General features: G+C 68.0%; 17 protein-coding genes, 1 tRNA gene and 1 rRNA gene. 12 read left to right on the top strand and 7 right to left on the bottom strand.

Annotated features, from left to right (window positions below):
- Window positions 1-133: 133 nt before the first annotated feature.
- On the bottom strand, window positions 134-1,345 hold the full coding sequence (locus ACZ7OI_RS25515) for an alpha-hydroxy acid oxidase (RefSeq protein ID WP_470266702.1): 1,212 nt from the start codon (window positions 1,343-1,345) through the stop codon (window positions 134-136).
- Window positions 1,346-1,551: 206 nt separating this feature from the next.
- On the bottom strand, window positions 1,552-4,347 hold the full coding sequence (aceE, locus tag ACZ7OI_RS25510; protein WP_470266701.1) for a pyruvate dehydrogenase (acetyl-transferring), homodimeric type: 2,796 nt from the start codon (window positions 4,345-4,347) through the stop codon (window positions 1,552-1,554).
- 399 nt (window positions 4,348-4,746) lie between these two features.
- Here aceE and ACZ7OI_RS25505 point away from each other — a divergent pair, with 399 nt between their 5' ends.
- From ACZ7OI_RS25505 to ACZ7OI_RS25485, 5 genes are all read left to right on the top strand, one after another.
- Window positions 4,747-5,181, top strand: coding sequence for a DUF3052 domain-containing protein (locus ACZ7OI_RS25505; protein WP_067591158.1), 435 nt, complete (start codon window positions 4,747-4,749; stop codon window positions 5,179-5,181).
- Between the two features lie 55 nt (window positions 5,182-5,236).
- On the top strand, window positions 5,237-5,701 hold the full coding sequence (locus ACZ7OI_RS25500) for a peroxiredoxin (RefSeq protein WP_020657595.1): 465 nt from the start codon (window positions 5,237-5,239) through the stop codon (window positions 5,699-5,701).
- Between the two features lie 47 nt (window positions 5,702-5,748).
- A tRNA-Val gene (locus ACZ7OI_RS25495) sits at window positions 5,749-5,820 on the top strand.
- Window positions 5,821-6,196: 376 nt separating this feature from the next.
- A complete protein-coding gene (locus ACZ7OI_RS25490; RefSeq protein WP_470266700.1) occupies window positions 6,197-8,083 on the top strand; it encodes a hypothetical protein in 1,887 nt (628 codons plus the stop codon).
- The gene (locus ACZ7OI_RS25485; RefSeq protein ID WP_470266699.1) at window positions 8,076-8,372 is read left to right on the top strand and encodes a hypothetical protein; all 297 of its coding nucleotides are present in this window, start codon (window positions 8,076-8,078) and stop codon (window positions 8,370-8,372) included. Before ACZ7OI_RS25490 ends, ACZ7OI_RS25485 begins: the two co-directional genes overlap by 8 nt.
- Before the next feature lie 311 nt (window positions 8,373-8,683).
- Here ACZ7OI_RS25485 and ACZ7OI_RS25480 read toward each other — a convergent pair whose 3' ends face one another.
- Window positions 8,684-9,868 (bottom strand): aminotransferase class V-fold PLP-dependent enzyme, encoded by a 1,185-nt coding sequence (locus tag ACZ7OI_RS25480; protein ID WP_470266698.1) that lies wholly within the window; start codon window positions 9,866-9,868, stop codon window positions 8,684-8,686.
- 45 nt (window positions 9,869-9,913) lie between these two features.
- Between ACZ7OI_RS25480 and ACZ7OI_RS25475 the strand changes: the two genes are divergently transcribed.
- Together ACZ7OI_RS25475 and ACZ7OI_RS25470 are read left to right on the top strand one after the other, a co-directional pair.
- On the top strand, window positions 9,914-10,528 hold the full coding sequence (locus tag ACZ7OI_RS25475; protein WP_470266697.1) for a GntR family transcriptional regulator: 615 nt from the start codon (window positions 9,914-9,916) through the stop codon (window positions 10,526-10,528).
- 4 nt (window positions 10,529-10,532) lie between these two features.
- The gene (locus tag ACZ7OI_RS25470) at window positions 10,533-11,294 is read left to right on the top strand and encodes a metallophosphoesterase (RefSeq protein WP_470266696.1); all 762 of its coding nucleotides are present in this window, start codon (window positions 10,533-10,535) and stop codon (window positions 11,292-11,294) included.
- A gap of 3 nt (window positions 11,295-11,297) precedes the next feature.
- Here ACZ7OI_RS25470 and ACZ7OI_RS25465 read toward each other — a convergent pair whose 3' ends face one another.
- The 4 genes from ACZ7OI_RS25465 to ACZ7OI_RS25450 all read right to left on the bottom strand — a co-directional run bounded on the left by ACZ7OI_RS25465 (window position 11,298) and on the right by ACZ7OI_RS25450 (window position 16,190).
- Window positions 11,298-12,923: a CocE/NonD family hydrolase gene (locus tag ACZ7OI_RS25465; RefSeq protein WP_470266695.1), complete on the bottom strand. Its 1,626-nt coding sequence runs from the start codon at window positions 12,921-12,923 to the stop codon at window positions 11,298-11,300.
- A gap of 215 nt (window positions 12,924-13,138) precedes the next feature.
- A complete protein-coding gene (locus tag ACZ7OI_RS25460; protein WP_470266694.1) occupies window positions 13,139-14,083 on the bottom strand; it encodes an asparaginase in 945 nt (314 codons plus the stop codon).
- On the bottom strand, window positions 14,080-15,516 hold the full coding sequence (locus ACZ7OI_RS25455) for an amino acid permease (protein ID WP_470266693.1): 1,437 nt from the start codon (window positions 15,514-15,516) through the stop codon (window positions 14,080-14,082). The genes ACZ7OI_RS25460 and ACZ7OI_RS25455 overlap by 4 nt, the downstream gene beginning before the upstream one ends.
- Window positions 15,513-16,190, bottom strand: coding sequence for a FadR/GntR family transcriptional regulator (locus tag ACZ7OI_RS25450; RefSeq protein WP_470267149.1), 678 nt, complete (start codon window positions 16,188-16,190; stop codon window positions 15,513-15,515). The genes ACZ7OI_RS25455 and ACZ7OI_RS25450 overlap by 4 nt, the downstream gene beginning before the upstream one ends.
- 412 nt (window positions 16,191-16,602) lie before the next feature.
- Here ACZ7OI_RS25450 and dnaE point away from each other — a divergent pair, with 412 nt between their 5' ends.
- The 5 genes from dnaE to ACZ7OI_RS25425 all read left to right on the top strand — a co-directional run.
- Window positions 16,603-20,193: a DNA polymerase III subunit alpha gene (gene dnaE, locus ACZ7OI_RS25445; protein WP_470266692.1), complete on the top strand. Its 3,591-nt coding sequence runs from the start codon at window positions 16,603-16,605 to the stop codon at window positions 20,191-20,193.
- Entirely contained in the window at window positions 20,193-21,662 is a 1,470-nt protein-coding gene (locus tag ACZ7OI_RS25440) for an MFS transporter (RefSeq protein ID WP_470266691.1), read from the top strand. Before dnaE ends, ACZ7OI_RS25440 begins: the two co-directional genes overlap by 1 nt.
- An 848-nt stretch (window positions 21,663-22,510) precedes the next feature.
- The gene (locus ACZ7OI_RS25435; protein ID WP_470266690.1) at window positions 22,511-23,320 is read left to right on the top strand and encodes a MerR family transcriptional regulator; all 810 of its coding nucleotides are present in this window, start codon (window positions 22,511-22,513) and stop codon (window positions 23,318-23,320) included.
- Between the two features lie 102 nt (window positions 23,321-23,422).
- Window positions 23,423-24,613 carry a low temperature requirement protein A gene (locus tag ACZ7OI_RS25430; RefSeq protein ID WP_470266689.1) on the top strand — a complete coding sequence of 397 codons (1,191 nt, stop codon included), beginning with the start codon at window positions 23,423-23,425 and terminating at the stop codon, window positions 24,611-24,613.
- 428 nt (window positions 24,614-25,041) lie between these two features.
- Window positions 25,042-25,331 (top strand): 16S ribosomal RNA (locus ACZ7OI_RS25425); the annotation flags it as partial.

Raw genomic sequence — 25,331 nt, 5'->3', positions numbered from 1 at the left:
GGTCTTCTCCCTCGGATGATCCGAAGGCAAGAGACGTGATGTCCGTCACTGGATACCGGATTACGCCGACTGCGCCACCGTGGGCTGAAAGGTCCGTGAGGGGAACCCTGAGTTCCCTTCACGGACTTTGGGCTCAGCGGAGCGTCGCGTGGGTGGGGCGCAGGTCGTCCACCCGCCGGACCCCGAGCAGCTGCATCGTGCGGATCATCTCCGTGCGCAGGATGTCCACGCAGCGCTGCACGCCGCGCTCGCCGCCGGCCATCAGGCCGTACAGGAACGCGCGGCCGATCAGCACCGCGTTCGCGCCGCGGGCGAGCGCGGCCACGATGTCGCCGCCGGACAGGATGCCGGTGTCGACCCAGACTTCGGCGCTGTCCTGGACCGCGTCCAGCGTCGCGGGCAGCAGCTCGATCGGCGTCGGGGCGCGGTCGAGCTGACGGCCGCCGTGGTTGGACAGCAGCACCGCGTCCGCGCCGTGTTTCACCACCTCACGGGCGTCGTCGACGTTCTGCACGCCCTTGATCACGAGCTTCCCCGGCCAGGTCTGGCGCACCCAGTCGAGGTCGTCGAAGTTCAGCGTCGGGTCGAAGAGCTTGTCCAGCAGTTCCGCGACGGTGCCGCCGAACCGGTTGAGCGACGCGAAGCTCAGCGGCTCGGTGGTCAGCATGTTGAACCACCACGCCGGGTGCATCGCGCCGTCCACGAACGTCTTCAGCGTGATCGCGGGAGGGATGGTGAGCCCGTTGCGGACGTCGCGCAGCCGCTGGCCCGCGACCGGGGTGTCGACGGTCAGCAGGAGCGTGTCGTAGCCGCTCTCCCACGCGCGATTCATCAGATCTTCGCCCGCGCCGTGGTCGCGCCACACATACAGCTGGAACCACTTGCGCGCGTCCGGAGCCGCCGCCGCGAGGTCCTCGATCGACGTGGTGCCCATCGTCGAGAGCGCCATCGGCATGTCGTTGCGCTGCGCCACGCGAGCCACCGCGCGCTCGCCCTCGGTCTGCATCATCCGCGTGAACCCGGTGGGTGCGAACGCGAACGGCAGTGCCGAGCGCTTCCCGAGGATCTCCCTGCTGGTGTCCACATCGGACACTCCGCGCAGCACGTTGGGCTGGAATTCCACGCGGCGGTAAGCCTGTCGGGCGCGGCGGAGGCTGTCCTCGAGCTCGGCCGCGCCGTCGGTGTAGTCGAACGCCGCGCGCGGGGTGCGCTTGCGCGCGAGCATCCGCAGGTCGGCGATCGTGTGCGCGCTGGCCAGGCGCCGATCGGTCGGGTTCAGCACGATCGGCTTCGGCCGCAGGATCTCTTTGAGCTCGCTGGGCCGGGGCAGGCGACGCTGGGTCACGCTCGACCACCTTTCGTCAGGCATCCGGATACATCCGATGTCTACCTTACTGTGCCGATCGTTGCTGATCCGACCACAGCCACGGCCGAATGACTTCGCCGCAACGGTCGCGTGCCGCTGCGGGGTCGGCCTGCTTGTGGCCGGATCAGCAAAGCAGGGACCCCTCCAGGACACTGTCCTGGAGGGGTCCCGGAATCAAGCAGCGGTCACGCGCTGCCGGAGTCGGACGTCTGCGGCCCCGCGGCCGCCACGTCGTCGAGCCGGTAGCGGCGCGCCGCCTCGGCGACCTTCGCCTGGTCGAACTCGCCGCGCTTGGCGAGCGCGGACAGCGCGCCGACGGTGATCGACTCGGCGTCCACCAGGAACTTGCGCCGCGCGGCCGGGCGGGTGTCGGAGAAACCGAACCCGTCGGTGCCGAGCGTGAGCATGTCGGTGGGCACCCACGGGCGGATCATGTCCGGCACCGCGCGCATCCAGTCCGACACCGCCACGACGGGGCCGGAAACCTCCGCCAGCTTCTGCGTGACGTACGGAACCCGCGGCGTCGCGTCCGGGTGCAGCAGGTTCTCGTGGTCGATCTCGACCGCTTCGCGGCGCAGCTCGCCCCACGACGTCGCCGACCACACCGCGGCCCGCACGCCCCACTCCTCGGCCAGCATCTTCTGGGCCTTCAGCGCGTCCGGCATCGTGACGCCGGAGACCAGCACCTGGACCTCCGGGCCGTCGCCCTCGGGCGCGTCGGCGTACCGGTAGAGGCCCTTGAGCACGCCGTCGACGTCCAGGTTCTCCGGCTCGGCCGGCTGCTGGTACGGCTCGTTGTAGATGGTGATGTAGTAGAAAATGTTCTCGCCGTTGCCGTCCGGGCCGGTCTCGCCGTACATCCGGCGCAGGCCGTCCTTGACGATGTGGGCGATCTCGAACGAGTAAGCCGGGTCGTAGGCCACCACGGCCGGGTTCGTCGCCGCCAGCAGCAGCGAGTGCCCGTCCGCGTGCTGCAGGCCCTCGCCGGTCAGCGTGGTGCGGCCGGCGGTGGCTCCGAGCACGAAGCCGCGGGCCATCTGGTCCGCCGCCGCGTACAGGCCGTCGCCGGTGCGCTGGAACCCGAACATCGAGTAGAAGATGTAGATCGGGATCATCGGCTCGCCGTGCGTCGCGTACGACGTGCCGACGGCGGTGAACGACGCGGTGGAACCCGCCTCGTTGATGCCCTCGTGCAGCAGCTGGCCCTTCTCAGACTCCTTGTACGCCAGCATCAGGCTCGCGTCGACCGAGGTGTAGGTCTGGCCGTGCGGGTTGTAGATCTTGGCGGTCGGGAACATCGAGTCGAGGCCGAACGTGCGCGCCTCGTCCGGGATGATCGGGACGATCCGCTTGCCGATCTCCGAGTCCTTCGCCAGCTCGCGGATGAGCCGGACGATCGCCATCGTGGTGGCGACCTCCTGCTTGCCCGAGCCCTTGCGGACGCCCTCGTAGACCTTGTCGCCGGGCAGCACGAGCGCCTTGGCGGTCTTCGGGCGGCGCTCCGGCAGGAACCCGCCGAGCGCCTTGCGGCGGCCGCGCATGTACTCGATCTCCGGCGAGTCCGGGCCGGGGTGGAAGTACGGCGGCAGCTTCGGGTTCTTCTCGAGTTCCTCGTCGCTGATCGGGATGCGCTGCGCGTCCCGGAACAGCTTCAGGTCGTCGAGGGTGAGCTTCTTCATCTGGTGCGTGGCGTTGCGGCCCTCGAACGACGGGCCGAGGCCGTAGCCCTTGATGGTGTGGGCCAGGATCACCGTCGGCTGGCCGTGGTGCTCCATGGCCGCCTTGTACGCCGCGTACACCTTGCGGTAGTCGTGGCCGCCGCGCTTGAGGTTCCAGACGTCCGCGTCGGACAGGTCCTTGACCAGCTCCTTCGTCCGCGGGTCACGGCCGAAGAAGTGCTCGCGGACGAAGGCGCCGTCGTTGGCCTTGTACGTCTGGTAGTCGCCGTCCGGCGTGACGTTCATCAGGTTGACCAGCGCGCCGTCGCGGTCGGCCGAGAGCAGCGAATCCCATTCGCGGCCCCAGATGACCTTGATCACGTTCCAGCCCGCGCCGCGGAAGTAGGACTCCAGCTCCTGGATGATCTTGCCGTTGCCGCGCACCGGGCCGTCGAGCCGCTGCAGGTTGCAGTTGATCACGAAGGTCAGGTTGTCCAGGCCCTCGCCCGCGGCCACGTGGATCAGGCCGCGCGATTCGGCCTCGTCCATCTCGCCGTCGCCGAGGAACGCCCAGACGTGCTGGTCGGAGGTGTCCTTGATGCCGCGGTCGCGCAGGTAGCGGTTGAACCGCGCCTGGTAGATCGCGTTCATCGGGCCGAGGCCCATCGACACCGTCGGGTTCTCCCAGAACTCCGGCATCAGCCGCGGATGCGGGTACGACGGCAGGCCGCCGCCCCCGCCCGCGTGGCTGAATTCCTGGCGGAATCCGTCGAGCTGCTGCTCGGAAAGCCTGCCCTCGAGGAACGCGCGGGCGTACATGCCGGGGGAGGCGTGGCCCTGGAAGAAGACCTGGTCGCCGCCGCCGGAGTGGTCCTTGCCGCGGAAGAAGTGGTTGAAGCCGACCTCGTACAGCGCCGCCGACGAGGCGTAGGTGGAGATGTGGCCGCCGACGCCGACGCCCGGCCGCTGCGCGCGGTGCACCATGATCGCCGCGTTCCAGCGGATGTAGCGGCGGTAGCGGCGCTCGATCTCCTCGTCGCCGGGGAACCACGGCTCGTTCTCGGTGGGGATCGTGTTCACGTAGTCGGTCGACGTGAGCGCCGGAACGCCGACGTTGCGTTCCCGGGCGCGCTCGAGGATGCGCAGCATCAGGTACCTGGCCCGCTGCTGGCCCCCTCGGGCCAGCGCCTCGTCGAAGGAGTCCAGCCATTCGCTGGTCTCTTCCGGGTCGATGTCGGGAAGGTGCGCCGCGAGTCCGTCACGGATGACGCGTACGCGAGCCGGGGTCTCCTTGCCGGAGGCGCCGTCGTTCTGCGGGGCCAAGGGGTCTCCTTGTAGCTGGTTGTAGCCGTTGTAGCTGGTGGGCGGGAGTGCTCGCCGACGTCCATGGTCGTCCCGGTTGGGGTTCCCGTCACCTGTACTGCCCGGTAACATCGGCCGCCCGAGTGTCGCCACTCCCCGCGCACGGTGTATCGCGCGCGCGTTTTCTCTCCTCCACCCTAAAGGAGGCTCCCCGGGAGAGCTGCGGAGTGGTGGGGTACTGAGTGCCACCCGCCGTCGGGCAGGGGGGTGGTGGGCCCCTACGCTGCAGACACGACTTGCCAAAGATCCGGTGTGGACGGTTGCGCGCAGCGCCGCGTCAGTGTTCGCTGTTCGACAACCGTGTATCCGAGTGCGGCGGACCTACTGCCGCGCTCCGTCGTAGTTGGAGGAGTGGAAGCAGTGGTCGCCGCGGGAGACGCAGGCAGTGCCGGCGTCGCCGAAAGCCTTGGCATCAAGCCGGACATGGTGGTCCAGGAGATCGGCTGGGACGAGGACGTCGACGACGACGTTCGCGCGGCGATCGAGGAAACGATCGGCGGTGAGCTCCTCGACGAGGACGCCCAGGAGGTCATCGACGTCGTGCTGCTGTGGTGGCGCGACAACGACGGAGACCTCGGAGACGCGCTGGTCGACGCGCGCGGTCCGCTGGAGGAAGACGGCGTGATCTGGGTGCTGACCCCGAAGACCGGGCAGCCCGGGCACGTAGAGCCCAGCGACATCGCGGAGGCGGTGCCCCAGGTCGGGCTGGCCCAGACGGCCAACATCAGCGTGGGCCCGGGCTGGCTGGGCACCCGGCTGGTGTCGCCGAAGTCCTCGAAGGCCAAGCAGCGCTGAGGCCGCGATAGGGTGGGCGGCACGCTCGTGTTCGCTCTGGAGAGGAATCGCCGGTATGGCCGTCGAGGTCGGTTCGCAGGCCCCTGACTTCACGCTCAACGACTACAACAAGCAGCCGGTCACGCTGTCGCAGTTCAAGGGCGACAAGCCGGTCCTGCTGGTGTTCTACCCGTTCGCTTTCAGCGGAATCTGCACCGGCGAGCTGTGCCAGCTGCGCGACGAGTTCGGCGACTACGACGGCAAGGGCGTCCAGGTCCTGGGCGTCTCGGTCGACACGCCGTTCTCGCTCAAGGCGTGGGCCGAGGTCGAGGGCTACCAGTTCCCGCTGCTGTCGGACTTCTGGCCGCACGGAGAGGTGGCGCAGAAGTACGGCGTCTTCAACGACCAGGCCGGGCTCGCCGTTCGCGGCACCTTCCTGATCGACACCGAAGGCGTGGTCCGCTTCGCCGAGGTCAACGCGCCGGGCGAGGCGCGCGACCAGGCCGGGTGGAAGAAGGCCGTCGAGGAACTGACTGCCTGATCGTTGTCTTTCGCTCGCCGGGGCGGGGTCTCCCCGTTCCGGCGCGCGGGCGCATAGCTCAGCGGGAGAGCACTCGGTTTACACCCGAGCGGTCGCAGGTTCGAACCCTGCTGCGCCCACCGTTCTCGATCTGACCCCATCCGGTGAAGACTTCACCGGATGGGGTTTGTCGTTTCGCCTCGGTCGTTGTCCGCCGATTGCCCGCGTGATCTTGTCTTGTGCCGAGCTACGGTGGAGTTGGGAGGCTGAGCTAGGGAGGCGGGCATGACGCCGCGATCCGCTCTGGCTGACGCAGCCCTCGCGCGACCTTCGGACGGTGCCGCCGGGCAAATGCTCGGATTTGCGACAGATCCGGCACGCGAAGCGCCTTCGCCGGTATCGGCCGAGCAACGATTGCCGCGAGAACGGCTGGGCTCGCACGCCGCTCGTAACACTTCGCATGATCGGGCAGACCCTGCTCCTGGAACTGGCCACAGGCCGGAGAGGGAGGTTGTCGTGAACGACAGCATCGGGGACAAAGCGAGACGTGCCTGGAGCTCCTGGATCGGGTTGCTGGCAGCCGCGCTCGTCGTCGCTTTTTGCTCCTTCCTCCCGCTGCCCCGCGTTTCCCCTTGGTCCAATTTCGTCTGCTTGGCCGGTGCCTTCTCGCTGATCGCGTTCTTCATGCTGAAGAAGAACGATCCCGGCAAAGCGGTCCGGGAGAACAAGCTGGGGAAGCCGAAGCCTCGCGAGTTGTCCATCGTCGACCTGATGCGAGCCGAATCGTATGTGACCAAGAACTACGATCTCTTCGCGATCAACTACTTCACCAAACTCCTCGCCGCGCTTCCCGACTACTTGAGCCGGGTCGAAGACCAGGCGACGCTCGAGGGGAGGACGCTTCTCTCGTCCACCACCCTGACCTTCCGGGGCATTCGGCAGAATTCGCCGATCGAGCCGGGCCAGGGGACGGAGGCCGCCCCCGAGGCCGCAGCGACCGGTCAGGAACGCGGGAAAGACCCGGCACCGCGAGAGCAAGCGGGCGAGCCGTGTTCACCCTTGATCGTTCCGGTGGTTCGTGCTGAGAAGGGCAGGCTTTTCGACCGGCTCTGCGTGACCGACGGCGGCAAGCGCGAGCTTGCCATGCTTCCGCAGTGGCAGGTCTACGGTCTCGTCGCCTTGGTCCTCCGCGGCCTGTTCGAGCAGGAAGCCTTTGCCGGCAAGCGGGAGGGAGCCGCGGTGCCGGCCGGCCTGACCCCGGCGGAATCCCTGATCATTCTGCAACTGGTGAAAAACAGCATCGCGAGCGTCGTGGATCGAGACCAGAACGGCGGGCGGGTCAAGGACAGATTCGAGCTGCTCGACCATCTGGACGAAAATCGGTTCTCGGCGAGCTGGAAGGCGAGAATCCGATCCCTGTGCCGATCGCTGGTCGAGACCTATTTGGTCGTGGTCGAGGTGCCGCGCGCGGGAGGCGACAGCATCGTTTTGCGGTACTCGAACATCGCGGCCTTCGAGCGTTATGCGAGTGTTCGCGGAAGTACCCTGCGGCGCAAGCACGGGTTGCTGCCGACCCGCATCGACATCCATCACCCCTGGGCGGTGAGCGCCGACAGCTATCACTTCGAGATGAGCGCCTACCAAGACACGTATGTGTACGACCATCATCTCGAAAAGATGAAGGACAAAAAACCTCTGCGGCAGCGAAGCTTCGCGAAACGGCAGGGTCGCTGGTATGTGCGCCTTTACCACGAGGAGGCGCGAACGCTCGCGCACCTCTACATACGCCGCCAGGGCACGGGGATCGTTCCCGGCGTCGGGCGGAGCGAGCGGCAGTCGGCGGAAGTCAGCGACTTCAAGTCGGTAGTGGAGTTCCGGGAGATTCCGCCCGGCGCGCTCGCCAACGCCGTCACGGTAGCGCTGGTCACTTCTATCGTGATCGCCTACTTCGCTCTGTTCCGCATCGGCATCGACCCGGATTCGGTGCGCTCGGGCGGCCACGCCAACCAGGGCGTCCCCGCACTCCTGTTGACCCTGCCCGCTTTCCTGGCCGCGACGGTGGGGCGCGGGCTGACTGCCGAACGAATGCTGATCTCTTCGCTCACCGCGTTCTGCGGGCTCTGGGCGCTGGCTGTCACTGCCTTGGCAGCCGTGCTGCTGTACATCGTCAGCGCGACGAACGTCTTGATTTTCGAAGTTTCTGTCCCCATCGGCCCAGCCGTCCTGAAGTTCAACCTGCTGTGGATTTTTCTCACGCTGATCAGCGTCGGCGAACTTCTCTACTTGCGCAAGAAGAAGAACGAGGAGAGGGCTTACTTTCTCGGTCTGCTGGAAGCGCAAGCACTTGACGGGGAACCAAAATCATCTGCTCGCGAACCAGGGAAAGGCGGTCGAAATGCCTGACGCCACTGTGGGTGCCGGAGCACGGGAAAAGAAAGGCCGGAAGGCGGCGAAGAAGGACGCCGACCCTCGTCGCAAGGCGGCGGAGTGGAAAGACGGCCGTCTCGTGGTCATCCGTCCCGAGATACGAAACAGCATCCTTGAGCAGAGTTATATTCTTCGCACGGAAGAGCAGAAGCAAGACCTGGAGCGGACCATGGAGGAGACGGTCGAGAGGCGTCGCGCCATGACTCCCGAGCAGAAAATGGAGGAGCTTCGGGGCATCGCGTTTTTGGCGGGCGAAGAGGTTTAGCTCGCTGCTCGCGCTGCCGCTGGCGAGGTCCCGCAGTGCTCCGAAGCACGCGGCACGAAACCCTTGTCGAGAGTCCGGCAGGGGCTCTCGGTGCGTCCTGTCCGCGGTCAGTGCTCGGTTCGTGAACGAGAGAAAGCCCCCTGGACCGGGTTCCCCCACCATCCCGGCCCAGGGGGCCTTCCCTTTTCCTCCCCCGGCCTCGCCGGGCCTGCCCCCTCGACAGGCCCGGCCGCAGCGCACTCCGCGGGTGTACGCGAGACAAGAGGCGGCTTCGGCGGTGCTGGATACTGCGCCAACCGGGTGATCTCCAGTTATCGCGCGAGCGCGGCGACCTCACCGGTCAGCCGGTCGATTTCCTCCTCGGTGTTGTAGTAGTGCACCGACGCGCGCACCAGGTCCGGCAGGCGGCGGGCGGTGAAGTCGTACTGCGCCGACGGCGGGTGCGCGACGCTCGTGTTGATCTTCGCCGCGTTCAGGCGGTCCTTGATCTCGTCGGAGGGCAGTCCGTCGACGCTGAACGTCACGAGGCCGCACTTGCGCGCGCCGGCGTCGTGCACGGTGACTCGGTCCAGTTCGGCCAGGCGGGAGCGCAGGGTCGCGGCCAGCGCGGAGACCCGCTCTTCGATCGCCGGCAGGCCCCATTCCATCGCGTAGTCCACGGCCGCGCCGAGGCCGAGTACGGCGGCGTAATCGCGTTCCCATACTTCGAAGCGCTTCGCGGTCGGGTCGAGGACGTACTCCTCGGGGGAGGTCCACTTGGCCGAGCGCAGGTCGAGCATCGCCGGTTCGAGGCGGTCGCGCAGGCGCGGGTGCACGTACAGGAAGCCGGTGCCGCGCGGGCCGCGCAGGTATTTGCGGCCGGTGGAGGTCAGGGCGTCGCAGCCGATTCGTTCGACGTCGAGGTCCAGTTGGCCGGCTGACTGGCACGCGTCGAGCAGGAACGGGATGCCCGCCTCGCGGGCGACGGCTCCGATTTCCTCGGCGGGGTTCACCAAACCGCCCTGGGTCGGCACGTGGGTCACCGCGATGAGCTTCACGTCGGAGTCGATCCGGCGGCGCAGGTCGTCGACGTCCAGCTGGCCGGTTTCGTCGTCGTCCACGACCTCCACGGTCGCGCCGGTACGGCGGGCGATCTGCAGGTAGGCGATGGCGTTGCTGGCGTATTCGGCGCTCGCGGTGAGGATCCGGTCGCCCGGTCCGAACGGCAGCGAGTAGAAGATCGATTGCCACGAGCGGGTCGCGTTGTCGCTGAGCGCGATGTCTTCGGGAGCGGCGTTGAGCAGTCGCGCGACTGAGGTGTAGACGCCCTCGATGCGGTCCTTGGCCTCGTCGGCCGCTTCGTAGCCGCCGAGGAGGGATTCGGTGCGCAGATAGTCGATCACGGTGTCGGTGACGCGGGCGGGCGGGAGGGCGGAGCCGGCGTTGTTGAAGTGCGTGACTCCGACACATCCGGGCGTTTCGTACCTTGCGCGGTCGACATCGAAAGAGCTGGCCATATGAACTGAATACAGTACGGGCGATCTGTGTGCAATACTCAGCGCATGGTCAAGAGACTCATGCGCGGTGAACTTATCGAGGAGATCACCGCGCGCGTCCTCGACGGACGGTTTCCCGCGGACACCCGGATCAACGAAGTCCGCCTGGCGAACGAGCTCGGCGTGTCCCGGACGCCGTTGCGCGAGGCGCTGATCGGCCTCGCCGACCGCGGGCTCCTGGTCGCCGCGCCGGGTCGCGGATTCCTCGTCGCGCCGTTCGATCCGCAGGAGGCGCGCCGGCTGTACCCGCTGGTCGCCGAGCTGGAGGCGCTCGCGCTGCGCTGGACGTCGCCGCTCGAACTCGCCTCGCTCCCGGACGCGCTCGACCGGATTTCCGACGAGATAGCCGATTCCTGCGATCTGCCCGCGGCGGACGACCGCTGGCACGCGGTGCTCACGTCCCGCTGCGACAACCCGCATCTGCTGCGCTTGATCGAGCAGACAAAGCCGTTGCTGAAACGCTACGAGACGGCATACTTCGGCGGTCGGGACCGAGCGGCGGAGAGCGTGGCCGAGCACCGTGAGATCGCGGCGGCACTGCGGGCGGACGACCTGCCCGGAGCGTCGGCGCTGCTCGTCCGGAACTGGGTGAAAGCGTTGGCGTACTTGAAAGGGAGCTGATCCGGTGCGGGTTTTCGCGCATCTGTCCGACATCCACCTCGACGGCGGCGAGCGCGCCGACGCACGAGCCGCCGCGGTGACGCGGTATCTGCGAACCCTCGAACATCCGGTGGACGCCGTAATCGTCACCGGAGACATCGCCGATCACGGCTTGCCCGAGGAGTACCGGCGCGCGGCGGAATTGCTCGATCTCCCGGTGCCCGTGGTGGTCTGTCCCGGCAACCACGACGTACGCGCGCCGTTTCGCGAGGCGCTGCTGGGAGAACCGGCCAGCGACGCCCCGGTGAACACTGCGACCAAGGTGGCCGAAGTGCTGCTCGTGTCGTGCGATTCGACGATCCCGGGCAAGGGTGCCGGCTACCTCGCCGACGAGACACTGGCCTGGTTGGACGACACGCTCGCCGGGCACGACGGCCCGTCGTTCGTCGCCTTCCACCACCCGCCGCTCGACGTCGGGGTGCCGCTGGTGGACGCGATCCGCCAGACCGGCGAAGACCGGCTTGCCGCCGTGCTGAAGCGGCATCCCGACGTCGCGGCGTTGCTCTGCGGACACGTGCACACCGGCGCGGCGACCGAGTTCGCGGGCGTTCCGGTGCGGGTCGCGCCGGGTGTGGTGTCCGGGTCGCTGCTGCCGGTGGAACCCGGCGCGGGGCGCGGCTGGGACGAGGGCGGGCCGCTGGACTTCGACGGCCCGCCGTCGCTTCTGCTGCACGTGCTGCACGACGACGGCAGGCTGACGACGCATCAGCGCGCGGTCATTCAGTAAAGGTCACCGAGTGAAGACCGGCACCGTGACCCGGGACGGCCGGGTCACGTCGTGGAACACCTCGAACCGGTTCGGTGTGCTGCGCACCGCGGACGAAACCCGTTCTCCCGTACCGTGATTGCGCGCGAAGCGGGGGAACGCGCCGCCCGCGACCTGAACGCGCAACCGGTGCCCGCGGCGGAAGCGGTACGCGGTCGGGTCGAGTTCCACCTCGGCCCGCACCACCCCGTCGGCATCGGGTTCCGGCGAGCCGGGACGGAGCCGCAGGATGCCGTCGGTGACGTTGCGCGAGATGCCGCCGGGGTCGACGTCGCACAGCCGCACGTACACGTCGGCGTCGGGAAGTTCGGTCCGCACGAACACGGTGGCGGACACGTCGCCGATCACGTCGACGTCGTGCACCAGCGGTTCGCCGGTGAACACCAGCACGTCGTCGCGCGCCTCGGTCGCGGAATTGTCGCGCTGCTTGGTCTTTCCCGTCAGCAACGGCCCGCCGACGGCTGGGGTCGGGTCCGCCGGGTCGTAAGTGAACGACGTGGGCAGGGCCTCGCCGGGCACCGTTTCGCCGAGACCGCCGACCGGTCGCAGATGGGCGTGCGTGGGCTCGGAAGGAGGCGGCCAGTGGTCGAAATCGAGCCAGGCGGACGCCTGCTGCAGGAAGATCCGCACGGGGGAGCGCTGCAACTGGGTGCGGTCGTTGGCGAGATGCGCGCGCAGGAAACCGAGCTGGTCCTGGATCAGCACGCGGAGACTCGCCGGCTCGCCGTGCGACCACGGCCCGACGGTGATCCGCGGCGACCTTCCGGCGTCCTGCAGCGTGCGGAAGTCCCGCAGCTGCGCGCGGATGAACAGGTCGTACCAGCCGGTGACCATGCTGACCGGCACCTCGAGCTTCGCGACTTCGTCGCTGTGGTCCGACATTCGCCAGAAGTCGTCCTCCGGATCCGCGTGCTCGGTGACGTCCTGCAGGAACTGCACCGGCTTGCCGATCGCCGCCACGTCCGCGCCCGCGAGCGGCAGGTACGCCATCGCGGTGCGCGTGCGCCGCGTCTGCAGCGGGTTCGGCAGCGCGGCGAACCGCTCCTCCTGCCTCCCGATCGTGGCTGACCAGGACACCATGTTGTCCGCCGCGAGCACCCCGCCCGGATAGAACGTGCTGACGAATTCCGACGCGGTGATCCCCAGGCACATCGCGGACAGCGGCGGGTCCAGGTACGGGCCGATCGCCCATTGCGTGTGACCGAGATAGCTGGCGCCCGCCATCGCGATCCGTCCGTCGCACCAAGGCTGCGCGCGCAGCCATTCGGCGGTGGCGATTCCGTCTTCGCGTTCGTGGTGGAACGGGCGGAACCGGCCTTCTGAGCCGAAAGTGCCCCGGATGCTCTGGAGGACTGTTTGCAAGCCGTGGCGGGCGAAGGTTTCGCCGAAGAGTTTGGCCAGAAGGCCGGTGCGGCCGTAGGGGGTGCGGAGCAGGACGACGGGGCCGGAGGTCAGGCCGGGCGGGGCGTAGCGGTCGGCCAGGAGGTGCGCGCCGTCGGGCATGGGGATGCGGAGGTCTTTGTCGGCGATCGGAGCCGGGCCTTCGGCGGCGGGGAGACCGAGCAGTCGGTCGACGATTCGGTTCAGCACGTTGTCGAACGTACGCGGATTGTGACTGGTTCGCTTCTGCTGGAAATGGGCGCGTGGGGCACCCCGAAGCTTGATTGTGCTGACGGTTCGGGGGTGCTTGTCAAGGCGGGAAAGATGCCTTGACAAGCACCCCCGAACCGCAGGGAGGCTTCGTATCGGGGTGCGGGGGAGGGGCTGGGTGCCTCGATAGCGGGTGCGCGGGCTGCGGATGGGATTCAGGCGGCCAGTGCGTTCGTCACCCGAAGGGCTGGATCGCTGAAGGGGGCGAGCAGATCCGGGTCGACGCCTGCCCGTGCCAGCGCGGCCGCGAGAACTGCTGGGCGGGCTCGGTCGCCGCCGTCTGCGATCTTCAGCGCTACCGCGGTTCCGTCTGGCAATGCGGCGAGTTGCACGGCCTCGAAACCGTCCTTCGCGATGAGCCCGGGCAGGGTTTGCATGAGCCGGGTGACGTCGCGACGGCTGCCCGCCACCAGATCCGGATGCTGCCGAATCCCGTTGGCCACCAACGCTTCCGGCGAACCGTCGGGCGCGGTCGCGATCCGCGAAGCAGCTCGCGCCAAGCCCCGCAGGGAGAGCGCGAACAGGGGCGCACCGCAGCCGTCCGTGGCCACTCGTGGCACGGTCTGCCCGGTCAGTTCCTCGACGGTTTCCCGGATCGCGCGCTGCAACGGATGCGTCGGATCGAGGTAGCCCTCGACGTCCCACGCCTGCTCCCGGCAGACCGCCAGCATCGCCGCGTGCTTGCCGGAGCAGTTGTGCGCCAGCCGCGACGGCTTCCGGCCGGCTGCGATCCAGGCGTCCCGTTCGATCGGGTCGTACGGCAGGTCGGCGGGGTTGCCCAGGTCGGTTTCAGCGAAGCCGCGGCTCGTCAGCACGGCGGACGCTGCTTCGAGGTGCCGTGGTTCGCCGGAGTGGCTGGCCGCGGCGATCGCGAAGCCGGACGGATCCAGGCGCAGCCCGAGCCGGGCCATCGCGGCGGCTTGCAGCGGTTTCGCGGTTGAGCGCGGGTACATCGCGACGTCCGGGTCGCCCGCCTCGAACAGCGTCGAACCGTCAGGGGAGAGCACGACGACCGAACCGTGGTGCACGCCCTCGACCATGCCGTCGCGCAGGAGATGGACCAGCGGGACGTGCCGCGGTTCGCGTTCCTGCGGGGTCACGACGCTTCTGCCTTGTCGAACGCGCTCATGTCGATCCGCTTGCGCACGCCGAACCAGCCGACGACCAGCGCGACGACGATCACCGGCAGCGCCATCAGGGTGATCCGGCCGGTTTTGTCGAAGCCCATCAGCACGACGACCGCGGCGAGGAACACGAGCGTCGCGATCTCGGTGTAGGGCGAGAACGGCAGCCGGAAGTGCGGACGGGTCACCTCGCCGCGTTTGGCCTTCCGCACGAACAGAAGGTGGCTGAGCACGATGATCGCCCAGGTGCCGAGGATGCCCACGGCGGCGAAGTTCAGCACGATCTCGAACGCGTCCTTCGGCACCACGTAGTTCAGCCCGACGCCGATGACGCAGACCGACGACGTGAGCAGGATCCCGCCGTAGGGCACCTGGTTGCGGTTCATCACGCCGGTGAATTTCGGCGCGGACCCGGCCAGCGACATCGAGCGCAGGATTCGCCCGGTCGAGTACAAGCCCGAGTTGAGGCTGGACAGCGCGGCGGTCAGCACGACCAGGTTCATGATGCTGTCCGCGTAGGGCACGCCCAGCTTCGCCAGCACCGTGACGAACGGGCTTTGATCGGCCGAGTAGGCGTTCCACGGCAGCAGCATCGCCAGCAGCACGACCGAGCCGACGTAGAACAGCGCGATCCGCCACATGATCGAGTTGATCGCCTTGGGCACGACCGCCTTCGGGTTCTCCGTTTCGCCGGCCGCGACGCCGACCAGCTCGCACGACGCGTAGGCGAACACGACGCCCTGCACGATCAGGATCATCGGCACGATGCCCGCCGGGAAAACGCCGCCGTGGTCGGCGATCAGCTGCGGGCCGGGCGCGTGGCCGTCGATCGGGTGCTGCGTCACCAGCAGGAAGATGCCCACGAGCAGGAACAGCACCAGCGCGGCGACCTTGACGATCGAGAACCAGAACTCCATCTCGCCGAACAGCTTCACCGAGACGAGGTTCAGCGACAGCACGACCGCCAGCGCGATCAGCGCCAGCACCCACTGCGGGATCGGCGTGAAGAACGACCAGAAGTGCGCGTACAGCGCGATGGCGGTGATGTCCGCGATGCCGGTGGTCGACCAGTTGAGGAAGTGCATCCAGCCCGCGATGTACGCGCCCTTCTCGCCCATGAACTCGCGCGCGTAGGACACGAACGCGCCGGACGACGGGCGGTGCAGGATCAGTTCGCCGAGCGAGCGCACCACGAAGAACGCGAAGAGCCCGCACACCGCGTACACGATCGCGAGCGCCGGACCGGCCTGTGCGAGCCGTCCGCCCGCGCCGAGGAACAGGCCGGTGCCGATCGCGCCGCCGATGGCGATCATGTTGATGTGCCGGGATTTCAGCGCCTTGCGGTATCCGGCGTCGCCCGCGTCGGCGGTGTCCGCCTCGGCAGTCGCGGGCAGGGTTTCTTCAGTCACGCGGTGGTACCTGTTTCTGCTTCGCCGGCGCGCGCCGGTCGTACGATCGTGGTCAGGGTCTTCTCGACGTGATCGAGATGCTCGGTCATCGCGGCCGCGGCCGCATCTTCTTCGCCTTCGGCGATCGCCGTGACGATGCGCCGGTGCTCGACGTTCGACTGCGTCCGCCGTCCGCCGAGCTGGTTCAGGAACGCCGACTGGCGGGCCAGCGCGTCGCGGATCTCTTCGATCACCTTCGCGAACACCGGATTGCCTGATGCCCGTGCGATCGTGACGTGAAACTGTGAGTCGAGCGCCACCCACGCGGCGTCGCCGGTCTCGGTGTCCATCCGATCGACGAGATCGGCGAGCCGGGCGAGCTGGTCGGCGTCGCGGCGGCGCGCGGCGAACGCGGCCACCGGGACCTCGACGTGCCTGCGCACCTCGACCAGGTCGCGGGCCGAGTAGTCGCCGAACGTAGGGTTCTCCGGCGGGCCGCTCGCGGTGACGAACGTGCCGCGGCCGGTGCGCGACACGGTCAGCCCGAGCGCCTGCAGCCCGCGCAGCGCCTCGCGCACGACCGAGCGGCTGACCTCGAACTCCCTGCTCAGCGCGGCCTCCGACGGCAGCTGGTCGCCGACCGCGTACTCCCCGCGCTCGATCGCCTCGCGCAGATAGCCGAGCACGGCCTCCATCGCGCTGACGCGCCGGGGGAGCGGTCCGGCTGCCCGGCTGTCAGACAGGTTCACGCGTCGGATCGTCGGTTCCGGCCCGGCCGCTGTCAAGCGGTGCCCCGGCCCCTTTCTGGGCCGTTGTGGCTTGGTTCACGCATTCACGCTGCCGGGTGACTCTCGGCGGCCCGGCTCCGCGAGGCCCCGGTTTTGTCGGTGCCGAGTGCGACGGTGTCCGGGTACGGGAGAGCGCACCGGTGATCACCACCGGGAACGCGTTCGGCGCGCCGCCCGGCGCGTCGGGGCCCGCGCCCGGCCGGTTCGGAGGGAGGATGCCGGGGCGCTCACCGAACTCGCGGCGGACTAGGGTGGGCAGCCCGGGCCCGCCGCGTCGACCGGAGCCGGGAAGCCGTCTGCCTAGGGGAGGTTTTCGCTGGTGTCGAACGATTCTTTCGTCCACCTGCACGTCCACACCGAGTATTCGATGCTGGACGGTGCGGCGAAGATCGGTCCTCTGTTCGCGGAGGCGGCTCGGTTGGGCATGCCGGCGGTCGGGATGACTGATCACGGGAACATGTACGGCGGGGACGAGTTTTTTCAGACGTCGAAGAAGCACGGGATCAAGCCGATCATCGGTATCGAGGCGTACGTCGCGCCGGAGAGCCGGTTTCACAAGAAGCCGGTGTTCTGGGGGCAGTCGAACCAGCGGGGCGCGGACGAGCTGGGCGAGGGCGGCGACGTCTCGGGTGCGGGTGCGTATACGCACATGACGATGCTGGCGGGCAACGCCACCGGGTTGCGGAATCTGTTCAAGTTGTCGTCGTTGGCGTCGATTCAGGGGTATTACCGGAAGCCGCGGATGGATCGTGAGCTGATCGCGGAGAACGCGTCGGGGATCATCGCGACGACGGGGTGTCCGTCGGGCGAGGTGCAGACGCGGTTGCGGCTGGGCCAGCGCGAGGCGGCGATCCAGGCGGCGTCGGACTACAAGGACATCTTCGGCGCGGGGAATTTCTTCCTGGAGTTGATGGACCACGGCCTGCCGATCGAGCGGTCGGTGCGGGAGGGTCTGCTGGAGATCGGGAAGCTGCTGGACCTTCCGCCGCTGGCGACGAACGACTCGCACTATGTGACGAAGGACCAGGCGGACACCCACTCCGCGTTGCTGTGCGTGCAGGCCGGGAAGACGCTGAACGATCCGACGCGATTCAAGTTCGACGGGGACGGTTACTTCCTGAAGTCGGCGGACGAGATGCGCGAGTACTGGGACAAGGAAGTCCCGGGGGCGGCGGACAACACGCTGCTGATCGCGGAGCGCGTGGAGTCGTATGAGGACGTGTACACGCACAAGGACCGGATGCCGGTCTTCGACGTCCCCGAAGGCCACACCGACGCTTCCTGGCTGCGCCACCAGGTGGCCGAGGGCCTCAAGTGGCGGTTCCCCGAAGGCATCCCGGACGGCTATGAGGAGCGCTGCGACTACGAACTCGGCGTGATCGAGGGCAAGGGCTTCCCGTCCTACTTCCTCATCACCGCCGACCTCATCCAGCACGCGCGCGAGGTCGGCATCCTGGTCGGCCCGGGCCGTGGTTCCGCGGCGGGCGCGCTCGTCGCGTACGCGCTCGGCATCACGAACCTCGACCCGATCCCGCAGAAGCTGCTGTTCGAGCGGTTCCTGAACCCGGAGCGCATGTCGATGCCCGACATCGACATCGACTTCGACGACCGCCGCCGCGGCGAGATGATCCGCTACGCCACCGACAAGTACGGCGCGGACCGGGTCGCGCAGGTGATCACCTTCGGCACGATTAAGACCAAGGCGGCGATCAAGGACTCCGCCCGCGTGCACTTCGGCCAGCCGGGCTACTCGATCGCGGACCGGATTTCGAAGGCGCTGCCGCCGCCGATCATGGCGAAGGACATCCCGCTGTCGGGCATCGTCGACTCGAAGCACGAGCGCTACGCCGAGGCCGCCGAGGTCCGCACGCTCGTCGAGACCGACGAAGAGTGCAAGACGATCTTCGACACCGCCCGCGGCCTCGAAGGCCTGATCCGCAACGCGGGCGTGCACGCCTGCGCGGTGATCATGTCGAGCGAACCGCTCACCGACGCGATCCCGGTGTGGCAGCGCGACGACGGTTCGATCATCACCGGCTGGGACTATCCGTCGTGCGAGGCCATCGGCCTGCTGAAGATGGACTTCCTGGGCCTGCGCAACCTCACCGTCATCGGCGACGCGCTGGAGAACATCAAGGCCAACCGCGGCGAGGAGATCGACCTCGACCGGCTCGGCTTCGACGACCCCGAGTCGTACAAGCTCCTCGGCCGCGGCGACACGCTCGGCGTGTTCCAGCTCGACGGCGGCGCGATGCGCGACCTGCTGCGGCGCATGCTGCCGACCGGGTTCGAGGACATCATCGCGGTGCTCGCGCTGTACCGCCCCGGCCCGATGGGCATGAACGCGCACAACGACTACGCCGACCGCAAGAACAACCGGCAGCAGATCAAGCCCATCCACCCGCAGCTGGAGGAACCGCTGCGGGAGATCCTGTCCGAGACCTACGGCCTGATCGTCTACCAAGAGCAGATCATGCAGATCGCGCAGAAGGTCGCGGGCTACACGATGGGCCGAGCGGACACGCTGCGGCGCGCGATGGGCAAGAAGAAGAAGGAAGTCCTCGAAAAGGAGTACGAGGGCTTCGAAGAGGGCATGAAGTCCAGCCCGCTGGTCGAGGGCGGCTTCTCGCCGGAAGCGGTCAAGGCGCTGTGGGACACGATTCTCCCGTTCGCCGGGTACGCATTCAACAAATCGCACGCCGCCGCGTACGGCCTGATCGCGTACTGGACCGCGTACCTCAAGGCGAACTACACCGCGGAGTACATGGCCGCGTTGTTGACGTCGGTGGGTGACAACAAGGACAAGTCGGCGATCTATCTGTCGGAGTGCCGTCGGCTGGGGATCAAGGTGTTGCCGCCGGATGTGAACGAGTCGGCTTTGCGGTTCGCGGCCGTCGGGAGCGACATCCGGTTTGGTTTGGGCGCGGTGCGCAACGTGGGCGCGAACGTGGTGGAGTCGATCATCAAGACGCGCGAGGAGAAGGGGAAGTACTCCTCGTTCACCGAGTTCCTGGACAAGTCGGAGCTGGTGGCCTGCAACAAGCGGGTCATCGAGTCGCTGATCAAGGCGGGCGCGTTCGATTCGATGGGCCACACGCGGCTGTCGATGATCCAGGTGCACGAGGACGCGGTGGAAGCCGTGGTGCCGCTCAAGCGCCAGGAAGCGATGGGCCAGTTCGACCTGTTCGGCTCGTTCGGAGCCGACGACGGCGACGCGGCCGAGGCAGCGCCGTCGTCCTCGCCGCTCGCGCACCTCAAGTTCGGCGAAGAGGAGTACCCGCGCAAGCAGCTCCTCGCCTACGAGCGCGAAATGCTGGGCCTGTACGTCTCGGCGCACCCGCTCGACGGGGCCGAGCGCATCCTGCGCAAACACGCGCCGAAGCCGATCGCCGCGCTGCTCGCCGACCCGCCGAAGGAGGGCGAGGTCGTCATCTCCGGCCTGCTCACCTCGCTCGAACGCCGGGTCAACAAAAAGGGCGAGCCCTGGGCGATCTGCACCGTCGAGGACATGGACGCCGCGCTCGAGGTGCTGTTCTTCGCCAAGGCGTACTCGATGTTCGCCGCGGACCTGGTCGAGGACAACGCGGTGCTGGTGAAGGGCCGGGTCAACTGGCGCGAGGACAAGATGTCGGTGTTCGGCGGCGGGCTCGTGCCGCTGGACCTGTCCGAGATCGGCAACGGCGACGAGGAACCGCCGCTGGTGCTGCTGGCCGCCGCGGAGAAAATCGACCAGGCGGTGGTCAGCGAACTGAAGTCGACGCTGCTGGCGCACAAGGGCGATACGCCGGTGCACCTCAAGCTCGTCGGCAAGAACCAGACGGTCTTCGCGCTTTACGATTACCCGGTGAAGGTCAGTTCGATGCTCATCGGTGAGCTCAAGGGCATCCCTGGGATCACCGCGAACACCTGATGACCGAGGCGGAGCCGGACCCCCGCCGCTGGCGGGCGCTCGCGGTCACCCTCGCCGCCGGGTTCATGACGTTGCTGGACGTCAGCATCGTCAACACGGCTCTGCCCTCGATCCAGCGCGACCTGAACACCGGCGCGGGCACCATCCAATGGGTGGTCTCGGGCTACGCGCTCACCTTCGGCCTGGTCCTGGTCACCGGCGGCAGGCTCGGCGACGCGCTGGGCCGCCGCCGGATGTTCCTGATCGCGCTGGCCGCGTTCGTCGCGACGAGCGCGCTGGCCGGAGCGGCCTCCGACCCGGCGACGCTCGTCGCCGCCCGCCTTGCCCAGGGCTGTGCCGCGGGCATGCTGACGCCGCAGAACAGCGGCCTGATCCAGGATCTGTTCCGCGGCGCCGAACGCGGCCGGGCGTTCGGCATGTTCGGCGCGGTCGTCGGCATCTCCACCGCGGTCGGACCAGTGCTCGGCGGCGTGATCCTCGCGCTGTTCGGCGATCCGGACGGCTGGCGGTGGGTGTTCTACGTGAACGTGCCGATCGGCGTCGTCGCATTCGGGCTCGCGATGAAGCTGCTGCCGCGCACGGACCGGCGGAAGTTCCGGCTGCGCACGGAAATCGACTTCGTCGGGATCGTCTTGCTGGCCGTCGCGGTGCTCGGCGTGCTGCTGCCGCTGGTGCAGTCCGAACGGGGCGGGCTCGGCCGGTTCTGGTGGCTGTTCGGGGTGGCGATCGTCTTCGGCGTGGCGTTCGTGTGGTGGGAACGGCGCGTCACGCGAAGGAACCGGCCGCCGCTGCTGGACATCCGCCTCTTCACCGGCACTCCGGGCTACGCCAGCGGCGCGGCGGTCGGGGCGTTGTACTTCTGCGGGTTCGCCGGGATCTGGCTGGTGTTCGCCCTTTTCTTCCAGCAGGGCCTCGGGTACACGCCGCTGCAGTCGGGGCTGGCAGTTACGCCGTTCGCGTTGAGTTCCGCCGTGACCGCAGCCGTCGCCGGGCGGCTCGTGCCCCGGTTCGGCCGGAGGCTGACCGTCACCGGGCTGAGCATCGTCGCGCTCTCGCTGCTGTCCGTGGCATTGGTCGTGCAATGGGTGCCGCCGTCGGCCGCCGGGTTCGCGGTGGCCGGTCCGCTGCTGATCGGCGGGATCGGCGGCGGGATGGTGATCTCGCCGAACACGACGCTCACTCTCGAATGCGTGCCGAACCGCCTCGCCGGCGTCGCCGGGGGAGCGCTGCAGACCGGCCAGCGGATCGGCACCGCGATCGGCACGGCCGTGCTGGCGTCGGTCTTCGAATCGGTGGTCCCGGCGGCCGGGCACCAGACCGCGCTCACCGCGGCGATGTGCTGCGCCGCCGGCCTCACACTGGTCGCACTGGCTTTCGCGACCCTCGAACTTCGCGCCCGCCGACGGCGTGCCATCCTGACGGAGGACCGCCAAGCTGCGCAGTCCGCAGCGAATATTCACCGTCCGTGATCTGGCAACTCTTATCTTGCCTGTTCGGTGAGCTACTTACCGCCACCAGGTGATACTCCATCCGGGTGACAGGTGACCTTCGACCCTAGTGCTACTCAGAGCAACCGAGTAGACCTTATGGAGCCTTCAGAACGACACTTTGGCTACCTACAGTGGCAATTCGTTCGATCGACCGGGGATGGGTCGATCGGCCGAGCGGCCTGGGAGTCCGAAGTTCCGGGGAATGGACACCCGGAGTCGCATTCCGGTACGAAATTCGTCGGCGTCCGCGGGGGACCGTACGGCGAATCGCCGGGGCACTGCCCGGAGTGGCCGGCCGAGTGCGCTCGAAGGCAACGGGGCGGGCCCGGGTGAGGGGGAACCGGGCCCGCCCGTCCTCACTCTTCCCGGCTCGACTTGCTTCAGGCCGCCTGCGGATGTTTCGAGCGAGAGGTCGGGACTTGTCCGTTGCCGCTTGACGCTGCCTTCGGGTTCGCCCGCACGGCTTCGGGCGCGTCGAACGCTGTCGGTGCCGCTTGACGCTGTCTTCGGGTCTGGCCGCGTGACTCCGGACCCGTCGGACGCTGTCCGTACCGCTTGACGCTGTCTTCGGGTCTGACCGCGCAACCCCGGGCACATCGAACGCTGTCCGTGCCGCTTGCCCGTTCTCCTCGGGTCCGATCGCGCGACTCTGGGCGCGTCGAACTCTGTCCGCGGTCGTCGGTCCGCGCGCGTGCCGAATGCTGTAGACACCGCTCGACCTTGCCCTCGGGACGCGCGGCTGGGGTGTTCCGAACGATGCTCCCCGCCTCTTGACCTTCCCCTCGGGGCCGGCCCCACGCTCAGAGCGTTCCGAACGAGGGAGACCCATGACGGACCTGCTCGCCATCGGCGCGTTCGCGCGCCTGGCCCGCCTTTCGCCCAAAGCGCTGCGGCTCTACGACGAGACGAACCTGCTGCCGCCCGCCCGCGTCGACCCGGACACCGGCTACCGCTGGTACTCGCCGGATCAGCTCGACCGGGCCCGCCGCGTCGTCCAGCTGCGCGGGCTCGAGATGCCGCTGCCGCGGATCCGGGCCGTCCTCGACCTGCCGCCGGACGCCGCGGCAGCCGAGGTCCGCGCCTATTGGGAGGAGCAGGAGCGGGCGTGGCACGCGAAGCGGGAACTCGCCGGGTTCTTCCTCGACCAGCTGGCAGGGAAGGAAACCCCGATGTACGACGTCTCCGTTCGCGAAATGCCCGCCCGCACGCTGCTCGTCACCTCCGAGCACCTGACCGCCGACCGCGTCAGCGAGTTCGCCGCCCCGCTGTTCGCCTTCTTCGGCGGCCCGGCGGTCCCGCGCCCGGAAGGCAGCGCCGGACGGCCGTTCCTGCGCTATCACGGAGAAATCGGCAATGACAGCGACGGCCTGGTCGAATTCTGCTGCCCGATCGACCCCGAAGGCGGGGAAATCGCCTTTCCGGAGATGACGCTCAGCACCGACGACGCGGGCCGCGAGGCTTACGTCACCGTGCCGAAGGCGAACATGATGACCGCGCTCGGCGCCGAGTCACTGCACCGCTGGCTGGTTGACCATGAGGTCGAGGCCGATTGGAAGCCGCGCCAGATCTTCCTGTGCGATCCCGGGACGGCCGCCCTCGACGATCCGGTCTTCGAACTGGCGGTCCGGCTGCGCTGAGACGTCCGGTTTCACCCGGTTCCGGCTGCTCGGGGATGTCGCGCTCGCGCGGGGCCGTCGATCATGTTGGGATGGCCGCGTTCTGCGAAGAGGGGAGCGCTCATGGCCCAGGAGGCAACGCCGGGCAACCGGATCCGGGTGTGGTACCGGCCGATGCGGGCGCGCGACACCAATGAGGGACACCGCGCGTCGACGCCGCTGGAATTGCTGTTCGACCTGTGTTTCGTGGTCGCCGTCGGCCAGGCTGCCGCGCAACTGCACCACGCGCTTTCCGAAGGCCATGTCGGGCACGGCGTGCTCAGCTTCGGGATGGTGTTCTTCGCGATCTGGTGGGGCTGGCTGAACTTCAGCTGGTTCGCGTCGGCGTTCGACACCGACGACGTGCCCTACCGGCTCGCCACTCTCGTCCAGATCGCCGGCGGCCTGACCGTCGCGGCCGGCGTGGACAAAGCCTTCGAAGGCGACTTCACGATCGTGGTCATCGGGTACGTCCTGATGCGGCTCGCGGCGGTCGCGCAATGGTTGCGCGCGGCGCGGCAGTCGCCGGGATTGCGGACGACCGCGTACCGCTACGCGGCGGGCATCACGGCCTGCCAGATCCTGTGGATCGTCCGGCTCGCGATTCCCGGCACCGCGGGGTTCATCGGCTTCTTCGTCATCCTGGTTCTGGAACTCGCGGTGCCGGCGGTGGCGGAGTCGAAGACCACCACGCCGTGGCACTCGCATCACATCGCCGAGCGCTACGGGCTTTTCACGCTGATCGTGCTCGGCGAAACCGTGCTCAGCGCCACCAACGCGGTGAAAGAGGGGATCGCGGAGGGCGAGCACACCGGGGAGCTGGTGTCGCTGGCCGTCGCGGGCCTGGTCCTGGTGTTCTCGATGTGGTGGCTGTATTTCGACCAGCCGGGGCACGCCCGCCTCGAACGCGGCAACTCCCGGTGGACCGCGCTGAGCTGGGGATACGGGCACTACCTGATTTTCGCCTCGGCCGCGGCGGTCGGCGCCGGGCTGGAACTGGCGGTCGGCTTCGACAGCGGGCAGGTGCACGTCAGCGGCATCGTGACCGCGCTGGCCGTGACGATCCCGGTCGCGATCTTCTTGCTCAGCGTGTGGCTGCTGCACATCGGCCCGACCAACGAATGCCGTCCGATCGCGATCGGCTTCCCGGCGGCGGCCGTGCTCGTGCTCGCGGCGTCGTTCGGCCCGGCGCCGATCCACGTGACGGCGGCTGTCGCGGCGATCCTCGTCGGGGTCACGGTGATCGCGACGCACGGGGAGCGCGAGCCGGGCTGACCGCCCTCGAGCCTCGGTCGCCGGATCGACGCAGGTCAGGGGCTTGGCGCGAAAAAAGGGACCCCCCTGTTCGAGGGCTGTTTCGGGCCGTGTAATGTTCTCTTCGTCGCCAGGGAGACCGGGCGGCCGCCGGGAACACGAACCAAGCTCCCACAGTAGTGGTAGAGTGGGTGGTCCCAAACCTCCGGAGCTGAACCAGCCCCCGACGAAGCCTTGAGCTTCCCAGGGTGTAGAGTCGGACTCCGGAAAAACAAAAGCTTGAAATAACGCATCGAGCTTGGCCTGGTTGATTCCGGGGCTGGTTCGGGGTGTGTTGCTTGAGAACTCAACAGTGTGCTAGTGAACTAAGCCAGTAGAGCTTATATGAAACCCCCTCGTCGGGGTTTCCTTTGAGAATGATTGAGAAATAGTCTCGATCGAACTGTTCATTGTTGGAGAGTTTGATCCTGGCTCAGGACGAACGCTGGCGGCGTGCTTAACACATGCAAGTCGAACGCTGAACCGGTTTCGGCCGGGGATGAGTGGCGAACGGGTGAGTAACACGTGGGTAATCTGCCCTGTACTCTGGGATAAGCCTGGGAAACTGGGTCTAATACCGGATATGACTCTCGGAGGCATCTTCGAGGGTGGAAAGTTCCGGCGGTACAGGATGAACCCGCGGCCTATCAGCTTGTTGGTGGGGTAATGGCCTACCAAGGCGACGACGGGTAGCCGGCCT

Source organism: Amycolatopsis sp. NPDC114503 (assembly GCF_055633655.1).
This window is presented reverse-complemented; position numbering and strand designations above follow the sequence as displayed.